Source organism: Paenibacillus sp. JT22N15 (assembly GCF_059383755.1).
In genome coordinates, this window is sequence record NZ_JBXENV010000001.1 from 538,080 (window position 1) to 556,224 (window position 18,145).

12 protein-coding genes are annotated in these 18,145 nt (G+C 50.1%); 1 reads left to right on the forward strand and 11 read right to left on the reverse strand.

Features of this window, described 5'->3' with window-relative positions; genetic code table 11:
- Positions 1-205: 205 nt before the first annotated feature.
- Positions 206-1,174 carry a 2-hydroxyacid dehydrogenase gene (locus AC50X8_RS02400; RefSeq protein WP_494878413.1) on the reverse strand — a complete coding sequence of 323 codons (969 nt, stop codon included), beginning with the start codon at positions 1,172-1,174 and terminating at the stop codon, positions 206-208.
- Between the two features lie 137 nt (positions 1,175-1,311).
- Here AC50X8_RS02400 and AC50X8_RS02405 point away from each other — a divergent pair, with 137 nt between their 5' ends.
- Positions 1,312-2,178 (forward strand): AraC family transcriptional regulator, encoded by an 867-nt coding sequence (locus tag AC50X8_RS02405; RefSeq protein WP_494857958.1) that lies wholly within the window; start codon positions 1,312-1,314, stop codon positions 2,176-2,178.
- A gap of 384 nt (positions 2,179-2,562) precedes the next feature.
- Here the strand turns inward: AC50X8_RS02405 and AC50X8_RS02410 are convergent, their stop codons facing one another.
- The 10 genes from AC50X8_RS02410 to AC50X8_RS02455 all read right to left on the reverse strand — a co-directional run bounded on the left by AC50X8_RS02410 (position 2,563) and on the right by AC50X8_RS02455 (position 18,083).
- Positions 2,563-3,288, reverse strand: a complete 726-nt coding sequence (locus AC50X8_RS02410) for a response regulator transcription factor (RefSeq protein ID WP_056030237.1) — start codon at positions 3,286-3,288, stop codon at positions 2,563-2,565.
- A gap of 91 nt (positions 3,289-3,379) precedes the next feature.
- Entirely contained in the window at positions 3,380-5,155 is a 1,776-nt protein-coding gene (gene pnpS, locus AC50X8_RS02415) for a two-component system histidine kinase PnpS (protein ID WP_155972778.1), read from the reverse strand.
- Positions 5,156-5,597: 442 nt separating this feature from the next.
- Entirely contained in the window at positions 5,598-9,767 is a 4,170-nt protein-coding gene (locus AC50X8_RS02420; RefSeq protein ID WP_494878415.1) for a DUF5695 domain-containing protein, read from the reverse strand.
- 111 nt (positions 9,768-9,878) lie between these two features.
- A complete protein-coding gene (locus AC50X8_RS02425; RefSeq protein WP_268795402.1) occupies positions 9,879-10,010 on the reverse strand; it encodes a hypothetical protein in 132 nt (43 codons plus the stop codon).
- A gap of 205 nt (positions 10,011-10,215) precedes the next feature.
- Positions 10,216-12,219, reverse strand: coding sequence for a glycoside hydrolase family 127 protein (locus AC50X8_RS02430; protein WP_235533042.1), 2,004 nt, complete (start codon positions 12,217-12,219; stop codon positions 10,216-10,218).
- Between the two features lie 27 nt (positions 12,220-12,246).
- Positions 12,247-13,098: a carbohydrate ABC transporter permease gene (locus tag AC50X8_RS02435; RefSeq protein WP_494878418.1), complete on the reverse strand. Its 852-nt coding sequence runs from the start codon at positions 13,096-13,098 to the stop codon at positions 12,247-12,249.
- Between the two features lie 4 nt (positions 13,099-13,102).
- Entirely contained in the window at positions 13,103-14,032 is a 930-nt protein-coding gene (locus tag AC50X8_RS02440; RefSeq protein ID WP_056030242.1) for a carbohydrate ABC transporter permease, read from the reverse strand.
- A gap of 251 nt (positions 14,033-14,283) precedes the next feature.
- Positions 14,284-15,651, reverse strand: coding sequence for an ABC transporter substrate-binding protein (locus AC50X8_RS02445; protein WP_056030245.1), 1,368 nt, complete (start codon positions 15,649-15,651; stop codon positions 14,284-14,286).
- 210 nt (positions 15,652-15,861) lie between these two features.
- On the reverse strand, positions 15,862-16,899 hold the full coding sequence (locus tag AC50X8_RS02450) for a LacI family DNA-binding transcriptional regulator (RefSeq protein WP_494878420.1): 1,038 nt from the start codon (positions 16,897-16,899) through the stop codon (positions 15,862-15,864).
- Positions 16,900-17,150: 251 nt separating this feature from the next.
- Positions 17,151-18,083 carry a bile acid:sodium symporter family protein gene (locus tag AC50X8_RS02455; protein ID WP_494878422.1) on the reverse strand — a complete coding sequence of 311 codons (933 nt, stop codon included), beginning with the start codon at positions 18,081-18,083 and terminating at the stop codon, positions 17,151-17,153.
- Between the last annotated feature and the right edge of the window lie 62 nt (positions 18,084-18,145).

The window sequence follows — 18,145 nt, forward strand, 5'->3', positions numbered from 1 at the left end:
TTTTTCTGGTCGATTCAGGCACGCGGACACTCTATCTCGTATTCGGCTTCATCAATCTGGGGCTTGCCGTATGCCCTAGTAGATGTTCGACTTGTTGTTTTATCGCATGGCAAAAAGGCCGGTAGCTGCTCATAAGAACGAGCATACCGGCCTTTTTTAATAATGCATAGTAAAGTTGCGATTCATTGAGTCAATGAACAAAACGCTACTTCAGTTCTGGAATCACATATTGCGGCTCACGTCCATAAAGGCCATCCACAAGATTGCGCGCTGCAAGCATTGCCATATTGTATCTCGTCTGTTGGGTAGCCGAGCCAATATGCGGCAGCAGCACTGCATTGTCGAGCTGGAGCAGCGGATTGTCTTGCGTAACCGGCTCTTTTTCAAAAACATCCAGCCCTGCGCCGCGTATCGTTCCGCTTCTCAGCGCCTCAATGAGCGCCGCTTCATCAACCGCCTCCCCACGCGAGCAGTTAATAAAGATGGCACTGCGCTTCATCATAGCAAACTGCTCCTTGCCGATCATATGCTTTGTCTCCGGCGTTAGCGGCGTCATCAGCACGATAAAATCCGACTCTTGAAGCAGTTGATCAAGCGGGCTGTACTGAACGCCAAGCTGCTGTTCGAAGTCTGGCTTGCGCGAACGATTATAATAGCTGACTTCCATATCGAAGCCGTATTTTGCGCGTCTGGCAATCGTTTCCCCAATGCGGCCCATGCCAATAATGCCAAGCTTGGCGTGATGAACATCAATGCCGAACAAGGACGTACCGATGCCGCGCTTCCACTCGCCTGCGCGAACGAGCTTATCAAGCTCCGCCACCCGGCGGGCCGCAGCCAGCATGAGCGCCATCGTTAAATCTGCCACCGTATCGTCTAGCACGTAGGGAGTATGTGTACCGATAATGCCGCGTTTTTTCATCGCATCCAGATCATTATGGTTGTAGCCGACGGAAATGTTGCTGACGACTTTCAGCTTCGGCGCCGCCGATAGCAGACGCTCGCTGATTGCGTTGCCCGCAGCAAGCAGACCTTCCACTTCGCTAATTTCTTCCGCCAGCTGCGCGCCGGTAATCCCCTGCTCGCCCTCCCACATCCGGCATTCGCAATGCTCATCGAGGTAGTTTTTCACCTCTGGGGGTATTTTGCTCGAAATAAATACTTTTGGTTTCATGTTATAATCCTCCATTTTCCAGAATTCATGATGTTCCTGCTTTCCTGCTCTTGCCTTTCAGTCCTATCCCCTCTACAATAAATCATATTGCCTCCCGGTACCAACAATCGATTTCGTTCCCTGAAGGAGGAGCACCCTTGGAAGCTTTTAACGAGCAGGTTCCTTACGAGAACCCGTTGCTTTCTATCCGAATTTTTCGAACACAGCGCTCAACCAGCGAATTGATCAAATGGCATTATCACAAACAGCTGGAGCTCATTTATATTATTAATGGCAGTCTCAAGATCGATATTGAGGACGACAGCTTTGATCTTGAAAGCGGAGACATTGTTGTGCTTGGCTCAAGCCAGCTGCATCGCGACCGCAATAAAGGCAAGCTGGACTATATAGTGCTGCAATTTAATCTCGAGGATTTTTTCGACAACAGCACCATACCTTATATCCGCTATTTTTCCGAGACGCAAAATCCACTGAGCCGCGCCAATTATATTTTTCGTGAAAATAAAGCCATCCGGCAGCAGGCAAGCGAAGCAATTACTAAGCTGCTGCATGAAGCAACCCACAAGGAAACCGGCTATGAAATCGCCGTCAGCATCCAGATCAAGCAGCTGCTGCTGCTGATGCTGCGCGGCGATAGCCAGCGCATCCTGGCCAGGCGGGATGATTTTGACCATATCCGGCTCAAGCCTGTCCTTGACTATGTCGAAAACAATTTGGGCGAGCGCATTCAGGTCGAGGACATGTGCCGAATTGTGAATATGAGCTACTATTATTTCGTTAAGTTTTTCAAAAAAACGATTGGCCTTTCCTTCACCGAATACGTCAATTACCGCAAAATCAAGTGGGCGGAGCGTATTTTGCTAACGAAGGATTTAAGCATTGCCGACGTAGGCGAGCGGATTGGCATGCCGAATATGGCCCATTTTTATAAAACCTTCAAAAAATACAACGACTGCTCCCCCAAGCAGTTCCAGCGAAAAATGCTGGAATGGGACCGCAGCTAAAGCTAATAGCTTCTCTGATTTTGGGTTACCATTTTCGTCTTCGGTTGTTAAGCTCTTAGTCTTTTGCTCTTTGTTCTTAGTCTTTGCTCTTTGCTCTTTGTCTTTTGCACTTTCGCTCTTCCTGCTTTACAGACTTTGCTTTTTTTATTGATTTTTAGGGAGCGCGAGGAGAGGTGGGGCTGGTGTGGAGGGGAGTGAAAGGTTTGAGCTGGAGAAGCGAAGCGTTCGCTTTTGCTGCCCAATTTCAACGATGCGGAGCATTGTTTAGAGAAATTGGGCAGCAATGGCGATCGTAAGCCAAACCTTTCACGCAGCGCAGCACAGCCCTTCCTCACCGAGCCGCCGCACGCGTCCCTAACGAACGATAAAAAAAGCTTGTCCACCTTAACTTTTAGGTGTGACAAGCTTTTTGTGCATAACGAGCTTATAGCCGACGCCGCGAATCGATTCGATTTGCACCGACTGCTGTCCAAGCTCCAGCTTTTTGCGAAGCGAGCTGACGTGCACATCTACGGTACGCTGACCGCCAATGTAGTCGAAGCCCCACACAACATTCATCAGATCATCGCGCGTAATAACCATGCCTGGCCGCTGGACAAGATACAGCAGCACTTCAAATTCCTTCGGACGCAGCGGGATCGATTCCCCATCCAGCACAACCTCATACTTATCCGGATAGATCGACAGCTCGCCCGCTGTAATGATCTTCTCTGTCGTTTCAGGCATCATGTTATCGTCCTGAAGCTGAGTCCGGCGCAGCACCGCAGATACGCGCGCCAGCAGCTCGGCAACGCCGAACGGCTTAGTAATATAGTCATCCGCACCATGCTTCAAGCCTTGCACGACTTCTTCCTCGGCATTGCGGGCTGTCAAAATAATGACCGGCGTCCGCAGGCCATTTTGACGCAGGCGATTTAAAATGTCGAAGCCGTTCATTCCCGGCAGCATAATATCCAAAATAATAAGATCGAAGCTGCGCTGCAGCGCCGTTTGCAAACCTTCTCCACCATGATCGGCGACCGTAATTTCGTAGCCTTCCTGCGTCAAATTGTATGACAGAAGCCTAGCGAGTGTCGGTTCGTCTTCAATGACAAGCACTTTATGCGACATGGTAACCTCCAGCATTATTGCATTTATTCAACCTTATTCTAACATGAAATTATATAGAAGTGGTAAACCTTTTGCGCTAAGTGTGAAACCGCTACTGCTGAAGCACGGGCAGCTCAATAATAAATGTCGTTCCACGGCCCACTTCGCTCGTTACGGAAATCGTTCCTTTGTGCAGCTCGATCAAATGCTTAACGATCGACAAGCCAAGCCCCGTGCCGCCTGAACTGCGCGAACGCGCCTTGTCTACCCGGTAGAAGCGCTCAAAGATGCGCGGCAAATCCTTCTTCGGAATGCCGATTCCCGTGTCGCTGATACGTATGCGGATATGGTCCTCGTTTATGCCTTCCATTTTCACGGTCACCCGCCCGCCCTCTGGCGTATAGTTGATGCCGTTCGAAAGCAAATTCATCACTATTTGCCGCAGCCGGTCTTCATCCGCTTCCATATATAGGCCTGCTTCCAGATCCATTTTCAGCTCAATCACCTTGCGCGATGCCTCCGCCTCCAGCAGCTTGAGCGTTTTATCCATAAAAGCATCCATATTGACCGGTGAAAAATAAAGCGGAACCCGCCGCGACTCGATTTTCGACAGCTCCAGTATATCTCCGATCAACCGGTTCAACCGATCGCTCTCGTCAAAAATAATTTGCAGAAACGAACGTGACGTTTCCGCATCATCGACAGCTCCTGCGATCAGCGTCTCTGCGAAGCCTTTAATCGCCGTAATTGGCGTTTTCAGCTCATGCGATACATTCGCTACGAACTCGCTGCGCATCCGCTCCAGGCGGCGAATGGCGGTCACATCCTGCAGCACGAGCAGCATGCCCTCATATTCTTCCCCCTCTTGCTCAATCGGCACCAGATTCAGCTCCAGCAGCCGCTCCTCGGGAAAATAGAACGTAACCTCCTCGCGGATATGCTCGTGCGTCTCCAGCCCCTCCTGAATCATTTGGGCTAGCTCAAATTGCTGCTTGCCTTCGGCGTAATGGCGCCCTACGAGCTCGCGTGCCGAGAAGCCGAGCAATTCCTCTGCATGTCTGTTCATCAGGACGAAACGTCCGGTACGGTCGATCATGACGACGCCGTTGATCATATTGTCCAGCACGCTTTCCAGCTGGCTTTCATTTTGGCGGATTTGCGTCATTTGCACCTGCAGGCTGTCCGCCATGGCGTTAATCGCATTGCCAAGCTCGCCAATCTCATCCTGCTTGGCTACTACCACGCGCGCCTGATAATCCATATTTTTAATCCGCTTCGCGACGCTTGTAATTTGCTCAAGCGGCCGCGTCAGGCTGAGCGCAATGCGGTAGCTGACAAAGGCAGCAGCCAAAAACAGCAGCAGCAGCCCGCCGCCAATAACCGTCCATACGTTGCGGATGCTTTGCTCGACTTCACTTAGGCTCATGGCCAATCGGATAACATTGGAGTTCGGATTGCTGCTATCCGTCAATATCGCCACATAAAGCAGATTCTGATGCAGCGTATCGCTTTTCCTGATCGTTCGGCCAACGCCGTCCTCGCGCGCTTCGGCAACCTCCGAGCGGCTGTTGTGATTGTCCATCGTGGACACTTCATGATCCGAGTCGCCCAGCACGACGCCATCACCGGAAATAAATGTGACTCGGGCGCCGGTGAAGCCTTTAAGACTTTTTGCTTCCTCGGTAAAATAAGGCTCCACCTCGCTCAGCGTGCCCTGCTTCCATTCCATTTTCGCCAAAATGATGTGCATTTCCCGTACCATATTGTCTTCCAACGCACTAATATGATTTTGCTTAAACGTATTTGCCATAATAAGTCCGGCCGCCGTAACGGATAAAGCAATCATTAAAATCATAATAATCGTCAGCCGATTTCGAAAGCTGTTCACGCCAACCACTCCTCGTGTTCTTTGCCACTCGTTTATTATAATACCGGGGGACTGGTGCTTCGCTCCGCGAAAGGTTGGTCTTCCGATCGCCGTTGGTGTTGATTTTCCTGAATTATAAAAACTTCATCGGAAGATAATCCACACCAAAAGCGAACACTCCGTTTCTCCAGACCAACCCTTCACTCCACTCGCTCCATCCACCCGTTTTCTAAAAAAACCTCGTCCATCCTGAACATCTTATCATACAGATATAGAAAAATGGCACCCGCATTTTTCATAAAAAAATCCCTATATGGCTGCGGCGAGGAGCTTATCTTGACAGATAAGCTCTCCTACTGCAAGCCCTATAGGGATTATGCCCCGCTTTTCAACGTGGGCAATGGCTATTCTAAAGCAAATATATTATTATTGTAAATTCGCTTCTAAACGCCATTTCATACTTTTAATAACCAAATACCTTCCAAGATTGGAGACCAGTTAGCACCGACTCATCGCCAGGAATAAGAATGCGAATTTTATTCGTCTTCACCGGCGTAAAGCTCGTTTCATTGTCTTCATTCGCCTTCAAGCCAAGACCCGATGCTTCCCCTACGTCAAGCCATTGCTCGCCGTCCCAATATTGAACGGAATATTGCTCAGGCAGCTTAATCGTACCTTCGCCATCGTTCCAATGAACACGAATGCTGCTAATCGTGTAGTCTTGGGCAAACTCGTATTGCGCCCATTGAACAGGCGCTTCAACAGCCTCTGAACCAAGAGCAGGAACACTCGGTGCCTCGGTTGCTGAAGGAGCCTCCGCACTTAGTGCGACAAGCCGAAGCAGATGCAGCCCAACTGCCGCTGCTGGTGTCACCGCACCAGTACCAGTACCAGTACCAGGCTGGCTCTCTGTCTGTTCACCGCTGGACTCCGTTCCTGCGTCCACACCTTGCGCTTCATCCTGCGAAGTCGTCAGTGTGCCTTGCTCTGAAATATCCGCAGCCAGCGAGGAACCGCTGAATATGGAACCGATTTCCGTAGCGCTTAACGCACGGCTGTAAATTTTGAAATCATCCAAAGCTCCATCCAAATACGGATCGCCATATTGAGATTTGCCGAGGTAATTCAAATTCGTATTGCCAAGGCTTGATGGCTTTAAGGTCATCGATGTATTAATTGCAACCTGCACCCCATCGACGTACATTCTGCCCGTCGTGCCCGAAAGCGTCACTGCAACATGCTTCCAGACGCCCGTTGGCAATGCTGTTGCATTAAGCTGCTGTTCCGCGCCATTGCCGCTTGACGTAATGGCAAAGCGCAGCCCGCTGCCGCCAGCACGCGGCGTCAAGAACATATTGGCATTCGTTCCTGTGCCAAAATCGAAAATGCGCGACCAGTCGCTAATGGTATCTAATTTGACCCATGTCGAAATCGTAAAATCATTTACAGCGCTGACGATGCCCGTCGGCAAGGACGCATAGCCGCTCGTGCCGTTAAGGTCGAGCGCATTGCCGGAATGCCCCGCTACCCATGCCGTCGTGCCGGATAACGTTGCATTTTTCCCATTGCCTGAGGAATCTGTCGCTGTCGTTCCGCTTGTCTGATTAAACAAGTAGTTCACAATGACCTCTGGCAAAGGAGCCGCAGGGTTAACCGTATGCGTAACCGTTGCATTCGCGGTCAAGCTGCCGTCACTTGCCGTAAGCCTGAATACATAAGTTCCCGCCGTCGACACCGTCGCCGTCGTATTTACAGCTGCTGCGTTTGCGAATACAGCCGTTCCTGGACCGCTAACAAGCGTCCAGACGCTCGTCAAAGTGCCAGAAGGCAAACCATCATCCGTTGCTGTTCCAGCCAGAGCAACTGGCGATGGCAGCGTGAACGTGCCTGCTGTGCCCGCACTTACAACCGGTGCTGTATTCGTTGGCGCTGTTCCTTGCGCAAGCTCAATGTCATACGTTGCAGCCGTGCCAATGTTGAGGGTAATTACAGCTGCTCCGCTGCTTGAAACGTTTACTCCGCCAGCTACAGCATTGTTAACCAAAATATTATAATAGCCAGCTGCCAAGCCTTTGAACGTTACTTTCGTTGTATGCGCCGTTCCAGAAGTCGAGCTTTTCAAATTGAATTTTACATTGTTTTTGGCCTTCGTAATCGTTGCTGTTGCAATTTTGTCGCGCTCCAGCTCCATGCCAAATTTCTCAGTAATAAGGTTGAGGCGTTGGAATACGCCGTCCTTCGGCACAACCGTGTAGCTGGTGCTATTGTCGGTTGCATCGCAGCCATAACAGTAGACGCCGAAAATAGGATCAACGGCTACGTCGGAGCTCAAAATTTTAATGGCGCCGAACAAGCCCAGATCTGCTTCTCCCGCCATGCCGCGCCAGCCGTTCTGCAAAGCGCCGCCGCCTACTCCTAGTGCTGCATAGTTGCCTTTTTCCGCTTGATACGTCCAGGCTACAGCACCAAGATCTGCTGCGTCGGCGCTGATCTGACCGGAGTTGATCGCGCCGACGTTTGCGATTTTAGCTGCATAGGACAAACGCTGCTCAACTTCTGCGTTGGTCGAGTTATTGCGAACCCAATCGTCCATCGCATAACCTGCGAGCGATACCGTGTACTGGAAATTCCACCAGTTCTCGCCGGTAATCGTCACCGGATCGGCATAATAATACCAGACCGGCATATGACCGCGTGCTGCCCGCGTTTTCATATTAATTTTGCTTTTCATCGTATTGTTGTTGTTCATTTTGGCAAGCGTGTAAACCGCTTCTTCGCCCGTATTGTCGTAGTTGTACTCTGAGCCGTAAGGATACGTCGTGTTCGCGAAATTATTGTATTTGGTCGCCATTTTAGCGATCAAATTATTCGCTTCCGCCGTGTAGCCCTCGTCCTGAAGCGCCTTAATAATGTCCGGCGTCGTCATTTCGCCCATTAGGCCCGTGTTCCAGTTGTATGCGACACCTGATCCGTACAGGGCGTTGAAAATGTTATAAGCCCGCAGCAGATAGGTGTTTTTCGGGTTATCATACGTAATCAAATTCGGATACAGCTTAGCGATTTTGTACATGCTGAAATATGTGTTGTAAATATGCGGATAAGCGTAGCCGCGGTAGGTTGGCGTGTCATTTGGCTCCGGCATCAGGAAGTCGTGGATCAAATAATCCGTCTGATGCTGCGCCATCAGCCTGCCCCAAATAGCGACCGTCAAATAATCGTCAAGCGCCGTAACCTCGGAGGCAACGGGGGTTTGAACATTTTTCTCCGCTAAGAACTGTGCATGGGTGTAACCCCAATCATCGCCCCAGCCCCAATAGCCGTTGAAAATATTGCGTTTGGAGTTTGTATCCATCATCCAGTCGTCAAACACCTTGTCGCGAATATCGCCCGGAACGTTCCACTGCGTGCTGTTCACCATGAAGGTGGAATGCCGCTGGAGCGCTGCATCAACGGGTTCAATCGCATAAAACTGCAGAACCGTCTTTTCCCCGCTTCCATAGTTGACCGTTATCAGATTCTGTCCCAGCTTGTTCATCGTAATCGAATACAGCTTATGATTCGTGCCCGTTGTACCGAGTGACGTAATCGTCGTATCGGACGGGTATTGCGCTGTAATCGAATTGATCGTTTTCGTCGTATGCAGATCGAATTTAGCCGTTTGGTTCGTTGGCACGATCATGCCCGGAACGACCGTTACATCGATATGGCCCTCGTTGTAAAGACGATCCTTCACATCATTTTCGTTGGCTACTTTGAAAAATTTAAATGCATACGTTTTGCTTGCGCCTGGTGCGAGCGTCAGGCTCGTATTCGGCAAATAGCCGCGATTCGTGCTTTTGATCACATTGGAGTGGATGTAGAAAACGTTAAGGCCTTCAATCCAGCCGCCTTGATCCATCGCCCATTTGCTGCCCGGATGCTCCTCGACTCTCCAGCGGTCCTGGTATTCAAAGCCTGCTCCTGTGCTCGCATCAGGAACCATCAGCAAATAAGGGCCAATTCCGCTTGGCCGTGCTGCTGTAATATAGGAGCTGTTGTTGCCGACAAAGGAGTGGGTAAGCACACGTGTTTCATAAATTTGCTCGTTGCTGCCGCCCGTCCAAAATTCATTGAACGGCAATGGCAAACCGACGTCGCCAAATTCAATCGTTTGCGTACTCGTATTCGTCAGTTCGATTTTCCATAAAAAATAATCGTTTACGAGCGAATACGTATTAACCAGCTTGAAGTTTTTGACGCCATTTGCATTCGTCGAATTCTGGTAAGTAATCGTGACATTGTTGCCCGTCTGGCTTTGCGTTCTGCCATCGGTGGAGCTTTGTGTCAGTGCCGTCTGCCAAGCTCCTGTGCCGAAGCGGTACTTGAACATGAGCTCGCCCAGCCACTGGTGATCGGCGGTGTTCTGATTCGGCGTTACTGTCGGGTTCATCACATATTGCGTGTTGAAGGTGTCTCCCGTCAGGCGAAGCGAATTGATTTCTCCGTTTGTTCCGGTGGAAATGTTGAAATTGCTGTCGGAAAGCGTGTAAGCTGAAGCGATGTGAGGAATCAATATTACCATTAAAGCGGTTACAAAAACAGATGTTGCCAGCTTAAGCATTTGCCTTGAACGAGGTAGCCATTGCATGGTCATGCGGTTTAGCCTCCCTGAACCTATTTTTATAATGCATCTGTCCTCCCCAGGATGTAAAAAGCCATCATTTTCTTGAAATATAGGAAAGTATATGATTTCGCCATACTTTCTCTATATTTCTCGGACTGAACCGCGCCGCCACAGGACGGCGACAGCCGTTTCACCTTGGGGCAGCGTCTTGCACTTCCGGTATGGTACGCCGGTATGCCGCTGTGCCGCCTTGCCGCTTTGTAATCCCCACACCACCTCCTCTCAGCGCTTTTTTCCATCAAAAAAGACCCTATTACTCAGAGCTGCGACTCCGTTAGCCTGCTGCTGGCAATAGGGAAGATGAGGGAGTAACCATTACTCCCTCATCCGGCAAACCATTTCATGCTGTGAACGCTATAGGATGGATCAACTAGGTCTCTATCAACTATACTTCTATCAACTATACTTCCATTTACTTCTATATCGTTTCTCTCACCCAAACGGCCATTTCCCCTGCACCGCGATTTGCCCAAGCAAAATACGGAATAAACTTCAGCTCGGCAGCTTCCTGCTGCCAATCGGCATTATGACGGTACAGCTGTCCTTGCCAGCCGTCCGAAACCTGCCGCTGTCCAAGCCCCGAAATCGTCTGCATGCCTCCTAGCAAAGCAGGCTCAAAAGCGGTACTAAGCTCGCTTCCCGCAGGCAGCGCCAATTGGTAAAGCTGCTCGCCATTGTCCGTTTCCTCCAAGCAATAAACGAAGGGGCCGCGCTGCAAAGCCACTTTGCCGGCATTCTCGCGCACTAGCGGATGGCTTTTCATCCGGTGAATCGGCATCGTAAATACGAGCTCTACCGTATCGCCGCTTTGCCATACACGATCGATTTTCGCGTAGCCATTGTCGATGTCACTGCTGTTAATTTGCTGCGGCTCGCCACCATTAACGACCCATGATGCTGCACCGCACCAATCCGGAACACGCAGCTTGAGCGCAAACGCAATCGGACGCGCGGTGCTGATCGTAAAGCTGACTTCACCGTCCCAAGTATAGGCCGACTTCTGTTCAAGCTGCACTTCCGTATCCGCTACTTCAAGCGTTGCCGCGCCCCCTACATACAAGTGCACATAAATGGCTGATTTCTGTACGGTGTACACATATTGCCCAAGCGAAGCCAGCAAACGCGCGATATTCGGCGGACAGCAGGCGCAGCCGAACCAGCCCTGCCTTTGCCCGCATACATGATGCGTATTTTTATTCCCGGCCAGCTGTGAAGGATTCACCTCCAGCGGATTGACGTAGAAAAAGGTTTTGCCATCCCGCGCCATCCCGCTGACGACCGTATTGTAAAGCGCCCGCTCCATCACATCCGCATAGCGGCTGTCCGGCTCGATTTGCAGCATGCGGTGGGCGAAGAAAATCAGGCCGATCGAGGCACATGTTTCGGCATAAGCCGTATCGTTCGGCAGATCATAATCTGATGTAAAAGCTTCTCCCTCCGCCATCGAGCCAATGCCGCCTGTAATGTACATGCGCTTTGCTACTATGTTGTCCCATAGCTTTTTGCACGCTTGCAGCAAGGCTTCATCTCCCGTTTCAGCGGCCAAATCGGCCATCGCCGTGCACATATAGACGACACGTACCGCATGGCCAACCGCTTGCTCCTGCTCCTGTACCGGAAGATGAGCCTGGCTGTAGGGCAGATCATGGGCGATGTCCAGTTGTGGAAAATGAACCTTCCGCCCGCGCTTCTCCCACTCTTGCTCATAGAAGGACGGCTTAGCGCCCCTTTGCTCTATAAAATAACGGCTTAGCGCCAAATAATGGTCTTTTCCCGTCGCATGGTAAAGCTTCACAAGTGCCAGTTCAATTTCCTGATGACCGTCATAGCCGTTCAGCTTGCCGGGTTCCCGTCCAAATACACGATCAATATAATCTGCAAAACGGCAGGCTACCTGCAAAATCGTCTCATTGCCCGTTGCCTTGTTATAGGCGACTGCCGCTTCTATCAAGTGGCCCGCGCAATAAAGCTCATGGCATTCCGCCAAATTCGTCCACCGGTTTTCAGGCTCCTTCACCGTAAAATACGTATTTACATAGCCGTCAGGCTGCTGGGCTTTCGCAATCAACTCCACGACGCTGTCTGCTACTTGCTGCAGCGCGGGATCGGGCTCTGTTTCCAGCAAATAGCTGACGGCTTCCAGCCATTTCGCTACATCGCTGTCTTGGAATACCATGCCGTGGAAAGCGCCTTCCGCTTCGCCAGCGGCGATTTTGAAATTTTGAATCGCATGGCTTGGCTCAGCTTCCGGCACCCGGTCGTTCAGCGCCTCCCATTGATAAGGCACAACCACCTCGCGCACAAGCCGAATATAGTCGGACCAGAACGGGTCGCTAATTCTCACCTTGTCCAAGGTTAGCGGTTTTGAGCGATCCGCTAGCTTGATTCCTTCCTGTAGCTGCTCATTCATTTGGTTATTCATTCTCTTCCTCTCCTCTTCTATCTATGGTCAGCCTTTAACGCCGCCTACTGTAAGTCCTGCTATGAAAAAGCGTTGAAAAAATAAGAACAGCACCAAAATCGGAATAATCGTCATAATCGAGCCTGCAAGCAGCACCTCATAATTGTTGCTCGTAGGCGACAGCAAGCCAGATAAGCCAATCGGCAAGGTGAATTTCTCAGTTGAGCGCAGTACGATGACCGGCCACAAAAAGTTGTTCCAGCTGAACAAGGCTTGCAAAATCGTCATCGCGCCAAAAGCAGGCAGCATCAGCGGAACCATAATCCGGAAGAAAATGCCGAATTCCGTACAGCCATCTATGCGGCCCGCATCCATAAAGTCCTTCGGCAGCCCAATCGCAAATTGGCGAAAAAAGAAAATCGGCAGCGGCGCTACGACAAATGGCAATATAACGCCCCAAATCGAGTTGATGATCAGCAGGTCAATCGACAGCTTATACAGCGGAAGAATAATAATTTCCACCGGAATCATCATGACGGCAAGCACGAGTGTAAATACGAGCGCCCTTCCTTTGAAGCGGTACATCGCTAGCCCGTAACCAACCATCGAGGAAAGCAGCAGGCACAGGAAGGTAAACAAGAGCGTAATGACAAGGCTGTTGCGATACCAGTCGAAATAATTTTGCGAGCCCCCTTTTCCCGAAAAAATCATTTTGTAGTTGGCCAGCGTCATCACATCAAAGTCCAGCCTCACATTCAGTCCGTAACGAAACAGCTCTGACGCTGGTTTAAACGAAGCTAGCAGCAGTGCAAACAGCGGGAACAGCGCGAGCACTGCAAACGCCCCGAACAACAGCATCAGCAGGAGGGAGAACCCTTTATTCCCCGTTTTTTCAGCCATCTCCCTAATCCTCCTTTTTGAAAAATCCGAGCAAATTCAGCTGGATGACGCTAACGACCAAGGTGATACCCAGCAGCGTAATCCCAATCGTTGAACCAAAGCCTAGATCAAAGTACTGAAAGCCTTGTTGATAAATGTAGCCGACCATCGTCAGGCCAATATTTTGCGGTGACCCCCGGCTCCCCCACAGCATAAAGCTTTCGGTAAACATCGCATAACCGCCATAAATGGTAATCGTGAAAACATAAATGGTGATCGGCTTTAGGAGCGGAATGGTAATTTTGAAAAACTTGCTCAGCGTGCCCGCACCGTCCATGTCCGCCGATTCATACAGCTCACGCGGAATGCCCTGCAGCGCCGACAGAAAGTACAGCATATTAATGCCTGCCCAACGCCAGGTGGCGAGCACGACTAGCGCGAACATGCTAAGCGAGGGGCTAAGCAGCCATTTTTGACTGGAAAGGCCAAACAGCGAAATGAAGGAATTCATAATGGCCCCATCCAGCTCGCTAAAAATAAGCCTGAAAATAATGCCCGCGACCACAATGGAGGTCAAAGCCGGTATAAACAAGCTGGCTCTGAAAAAGTTTTTCGCCCGCATAATGCTGGAGTTCAGCAGTGCCGCAAGCGTGAGCGGCAGCGGAATGAGCACAAGCAGCGTCCAAAACACATAACGCGAATTGTTCCATAAAGCCTGATAAAAGTCGCTGTTCCATAATTTGCGGTAGTTGGCTAAGCCAATAAATTTCACATCGCCTGGCAGCACCTGCTGAAAGCTCATAATGACCGCATGAATGAGCGGATATGAGAAAAACAGCAGAAACGAGACGATAAACGGCAAAATAAACAAATAGGGAGCAAGCTTCTGCGAATTCATGCGCCTGGGCGCTGTTTTTTGCTTCTTAAGGGCGAGCCTGCCCGTGTTGGCATTCATGCTGATTTCACCTCCGACTTGCGCATACTTAGGAGCTGCGAGGAAATTAGCGGTACTTTATTTCGTCGCAGTCTCTTATAGTTAACGTTTTCTGTATAGTCGCAGCGCTTGCGCTGGCTGCCTGAGCAAGCCGGGCTTAAGTTGCAGCCTCTCGGCTAGAGCACTGGCAGCCATGCGAGCGCAGGCGTCTTGCTAAAAACCTGTGTCCCTCTCGAATTGCTCTTTAGCTCTGTGGTTAATTGATTAATTGATTATTTCCCTGTATCCTTGCGAAGCTTAGCTGCGACTTCTGCAATTACGGTTGCTGGATCTTCATTGAATTGGAATATTTTAGGAACAATTTCATTACGTACCGCGTCGAACACAACTGGCGACGTCTCGCGAATGTTAACCGGATAAATTTCATCCTTGATTTCAGTCAATGTTTTGAAAATATCTGTGCCGAAGTAGTCGGTAAATTTATTCGGCTCCGCCATTGCTGGATCGCTCCATACTTCGGTACGGATTGGGTCCATGCCAAGCTGCTTCCATACTTGAATGTTGCCGTCTTTGGACAGCTTCGCATAAGCAAGGAATTTTTTGGACAGCTCCAAATTTTTCGTCTGAACAGTAATCGACAAGCCGGTTCCACCCATGCCTGCTGAACGATTGCCGCCTTCTTCCCATGCCGGCATTGGACGAATGATCATTTTGCCTTTCAAATCAGGCATTTCATCCGTGAAACGGTTCATAAACCAAAATGGCATAAATACCGATGCTGCTCCGCCGCCATTCATAAAGGCTTTGTACTCTGGCGTATCATGACCAACACCTGGTGAGACAGCTGCGATTTTTTCATCTACCAGCTTTTTAAAGAAAGTCATCGCTTCGATATTGCGCGGATCATCAACGGTAATTTCGCCGTTCGGGCCCACCTGATCGGATTTCAGCTGATTGATGGCCGGCCACCATGACCAGTTGCCCGCGCCTTCAAATGTGATGAACGGCACGCCTGTTTTTTCCACTACCGTTTTCCCGTATTTCTCAACATCGGACCACAGCTTAATATCATCCGGGTTGACGCCTGCCTTATCCATCAGCTCCTTGTTGTAATACATGACCGTTGCGCCAACGTGCATATCTACGCCATAATACTTGCCGTCCTTGCTGTAAATATCGACGCGGGATTTAACGATATTCGGAATTTCTGGATCAACGATATCATTGAGCTCCGCAAGCTGAACCTCTCCCTTCATAAAATTCGGGAATTTGCTTTGCTCGATATCGACCAAATCCGGTGCCCCTTCATTCGATTGCAGAGCAAGCAGCAGACGTGTATGCATGTCATCATAAGGGATCGTTTGAGCGTCCAGCGCGATTTGCTGTTCTGGATTGTTTTTGTTCCACTCATCCGCCATAAACGTGTAGAAGTCTGCATGCTGCTGGACGAACGTCCACAGCGTCAGCTTGACCGGGTCTGCTGCAGGCGCCACCGTCTCTGCGGAAGCTGCTGCTGACGGCTCAGTCGTTCCGCTGTTCGCTGGTGCGGCCCCTCCATTCCCATTTCCGCTGCTGCAAGCCGCCATCAGCATTGTGACTGCTAAAATGCTTGCGGTTATACCCAATCTCCCTTTTTGCATTCCATCATCCCCCGTGAACGTTTTTTATGCTTAATCCTTGCGGATTATAGCTGCACATTAGTAAGCGCTTACAGTCAAAAGTTAAACGTTTAGATTTATATTGAAAAGTAACGGATGGTACCGTTTTTCACCATATACTTCCGTATTGCAGCAGGTAGTGGGCAACCATCCGTTATTGTCATACTCATTTTTAATAATCAGGGTACCTATTCATGTGGCAAGCTCAGCTACTGAATCCCGTTCAATCAGCTTGCAGACAGGCTTCTCGCCCGTTTCGACTTTTTCTCCTTGCAGGATATGCGACAGCGCCTCCATGGCCTTAAATCCCATTTCATGAAGCGGAAGATCCATCGTTGTAATACTTGGACTTACATATTCGCTAAATTCGCGGTTGTCGAAGCCGATAATCGACAGCTGCTCAGGAATTTGGATGCCCAGCTCCTTCGCGGCCCGCATGACGCCGACAGCCATAACATCATTCATGGCCACAATAGCCGTAGGCGGCTCGGGTGTCTCCAGCAGCTCTTTCGCCAGCCGGTAGCCGGATTCTGCCTCCCAGTCGCCCATTTTAATCCACTGTGGATTGAATGGCAGCTCGAATGCCGTAATCGCTTTATAGAAACCGCCCAATCTCAGCCGCGAGGGCATGGAATCCACCGCCCCGCTGATGATTGCAATTCGGGAGTGGCCCTTACTGGTCAAATAGCTGATGGCTTCAAAAGAAGCTTGCTCGTCGTCGTACTGAATGGACACATCGTTTTGCGTATAGCAATACGTATAGACGATGGGCTTGCCTTCCGTATCGAACAATCCCGTCAAATCACGGGGATGCGCGCCGATATAAATCATGCCGTCCACTTGCTTGCCAAGCAGCTCGGACACGGCATCTTCCGCATATTTGCGGTAAGCGTCCACCTGGTCGAACTGGCGGCCTATCCGCTTATCCAGCCGCAGGTTGGTCAGCAATATATGCATGTCGAGGCGATCTGCGCAGTCGTTGATGCCGTCGATAATCTCCGGCACATTAAACACCGTCACATCCTCTGCAATGACTCCAATCGTATTCGTCCGCTTGCGCTTCAAGCTCTGAGCCGCATTGTTAGGCTTGTAGTTCATCTCCTCAATGACCTGCTCGACCCTTTCGCGCGTCTTTCGGCTGACATTTCGCGTGCCATTTATGACATAAGAGACTGTGGCGGTTGAAACTTGGGCTTTGGCAGCGATGTCTTTAATGCTAATAGTCGACAAACCGTCACTCCTTTATGTTAAACGATTAGATTTTGTTCTAAATTGGTTATAACACATGAATTCATTTTTATGCAAGCGCTTTTTTATTAGGCCATGAATTTTAAAAAAAGCCAAGGTCTCAAAATCACCTTAGGCTTGGAAACTCCTTCTTCCTATGAGTATTACATGAAATGAGTTATTAACTGTTTTACCAAACCGACAGTCTCGTTCTTGTATCATTTTCGCTAGTCACATACTTATGATAAACCTCCCTAACGTATAATCATTGATTTCTCTAAGTGTTCTCTCCTTTTTTGCATCTTTTGCAAAATAAAATGATGGAGCGTCGCCAGCGGCTGCTGCACCATAATAGACAGAACAACCGGCACAGCAGCCAGCGGGCTGAAATAGCCGAGCGCCAGCACCATGCCTAAGGAAATGTTGCGCATGCCTGTCGCAAACGATACCGTAATTTGCACCTCTTTGCTTACTGCACGCATCGTTCCGATAAAGCCGACAGCGTAGCATAGCGAGACGAGCAGCACAACGAGCGGCAGCAGCTTGAACAGGTCGCCCTTAAGCTGCTCGGTATACGGGGCAATTGCCGCTGCATTCAGCGCGACTACCGCCACAAAGCACAGCTTTGAAAGGGGTGCTGCGACAGGCTTAACCTGCTCCAGCAGCCGCCCGCGGCTCAATTGATGGAGCAGCACGCCAAGCAGCGTTGGCAGCACAATGATGAGCAGCAGGTCCAGCATCAGCGGCGCACTCTCTACCTCTACTGCCGTTTGGAAAAATAAATGGAGCCCTGCCGGCACGACAAATGGGCATAATGCCGAATCGATAACGACCATTGCGAGCATGAGCGGTACGCTGCCGCCTGACATGCCGACCCATAGAACCGTAGACACGCCAAGCGGAATAATAGTAAACAGCACGAGCCCCACCACATAAGGCGATGATGCACCGAACAGCAGCGTCCCAAGGCCATAGGCGATAATCGGACAGAGCACATGGGCGAGCAGAAACGTCCAGGCAAGCACGCCCGGCTTCTTCATGACCGCACCAAGCTCCTTCACCCCGCAGCCAAGCGCCATCGTCAATGTCACATAAGCGAACAAATAAGGCACGGCCGCCACCATGCTGCTAAGCCTATCGGCAAATATAAATCCAACAATTAGCGATACGGGAATAATAACGAACATCCATTGCTCAAAATAACGGTTAAAAGCTAGTCCAAACGCTTTCGTAAGCCATCCCTCTTTTG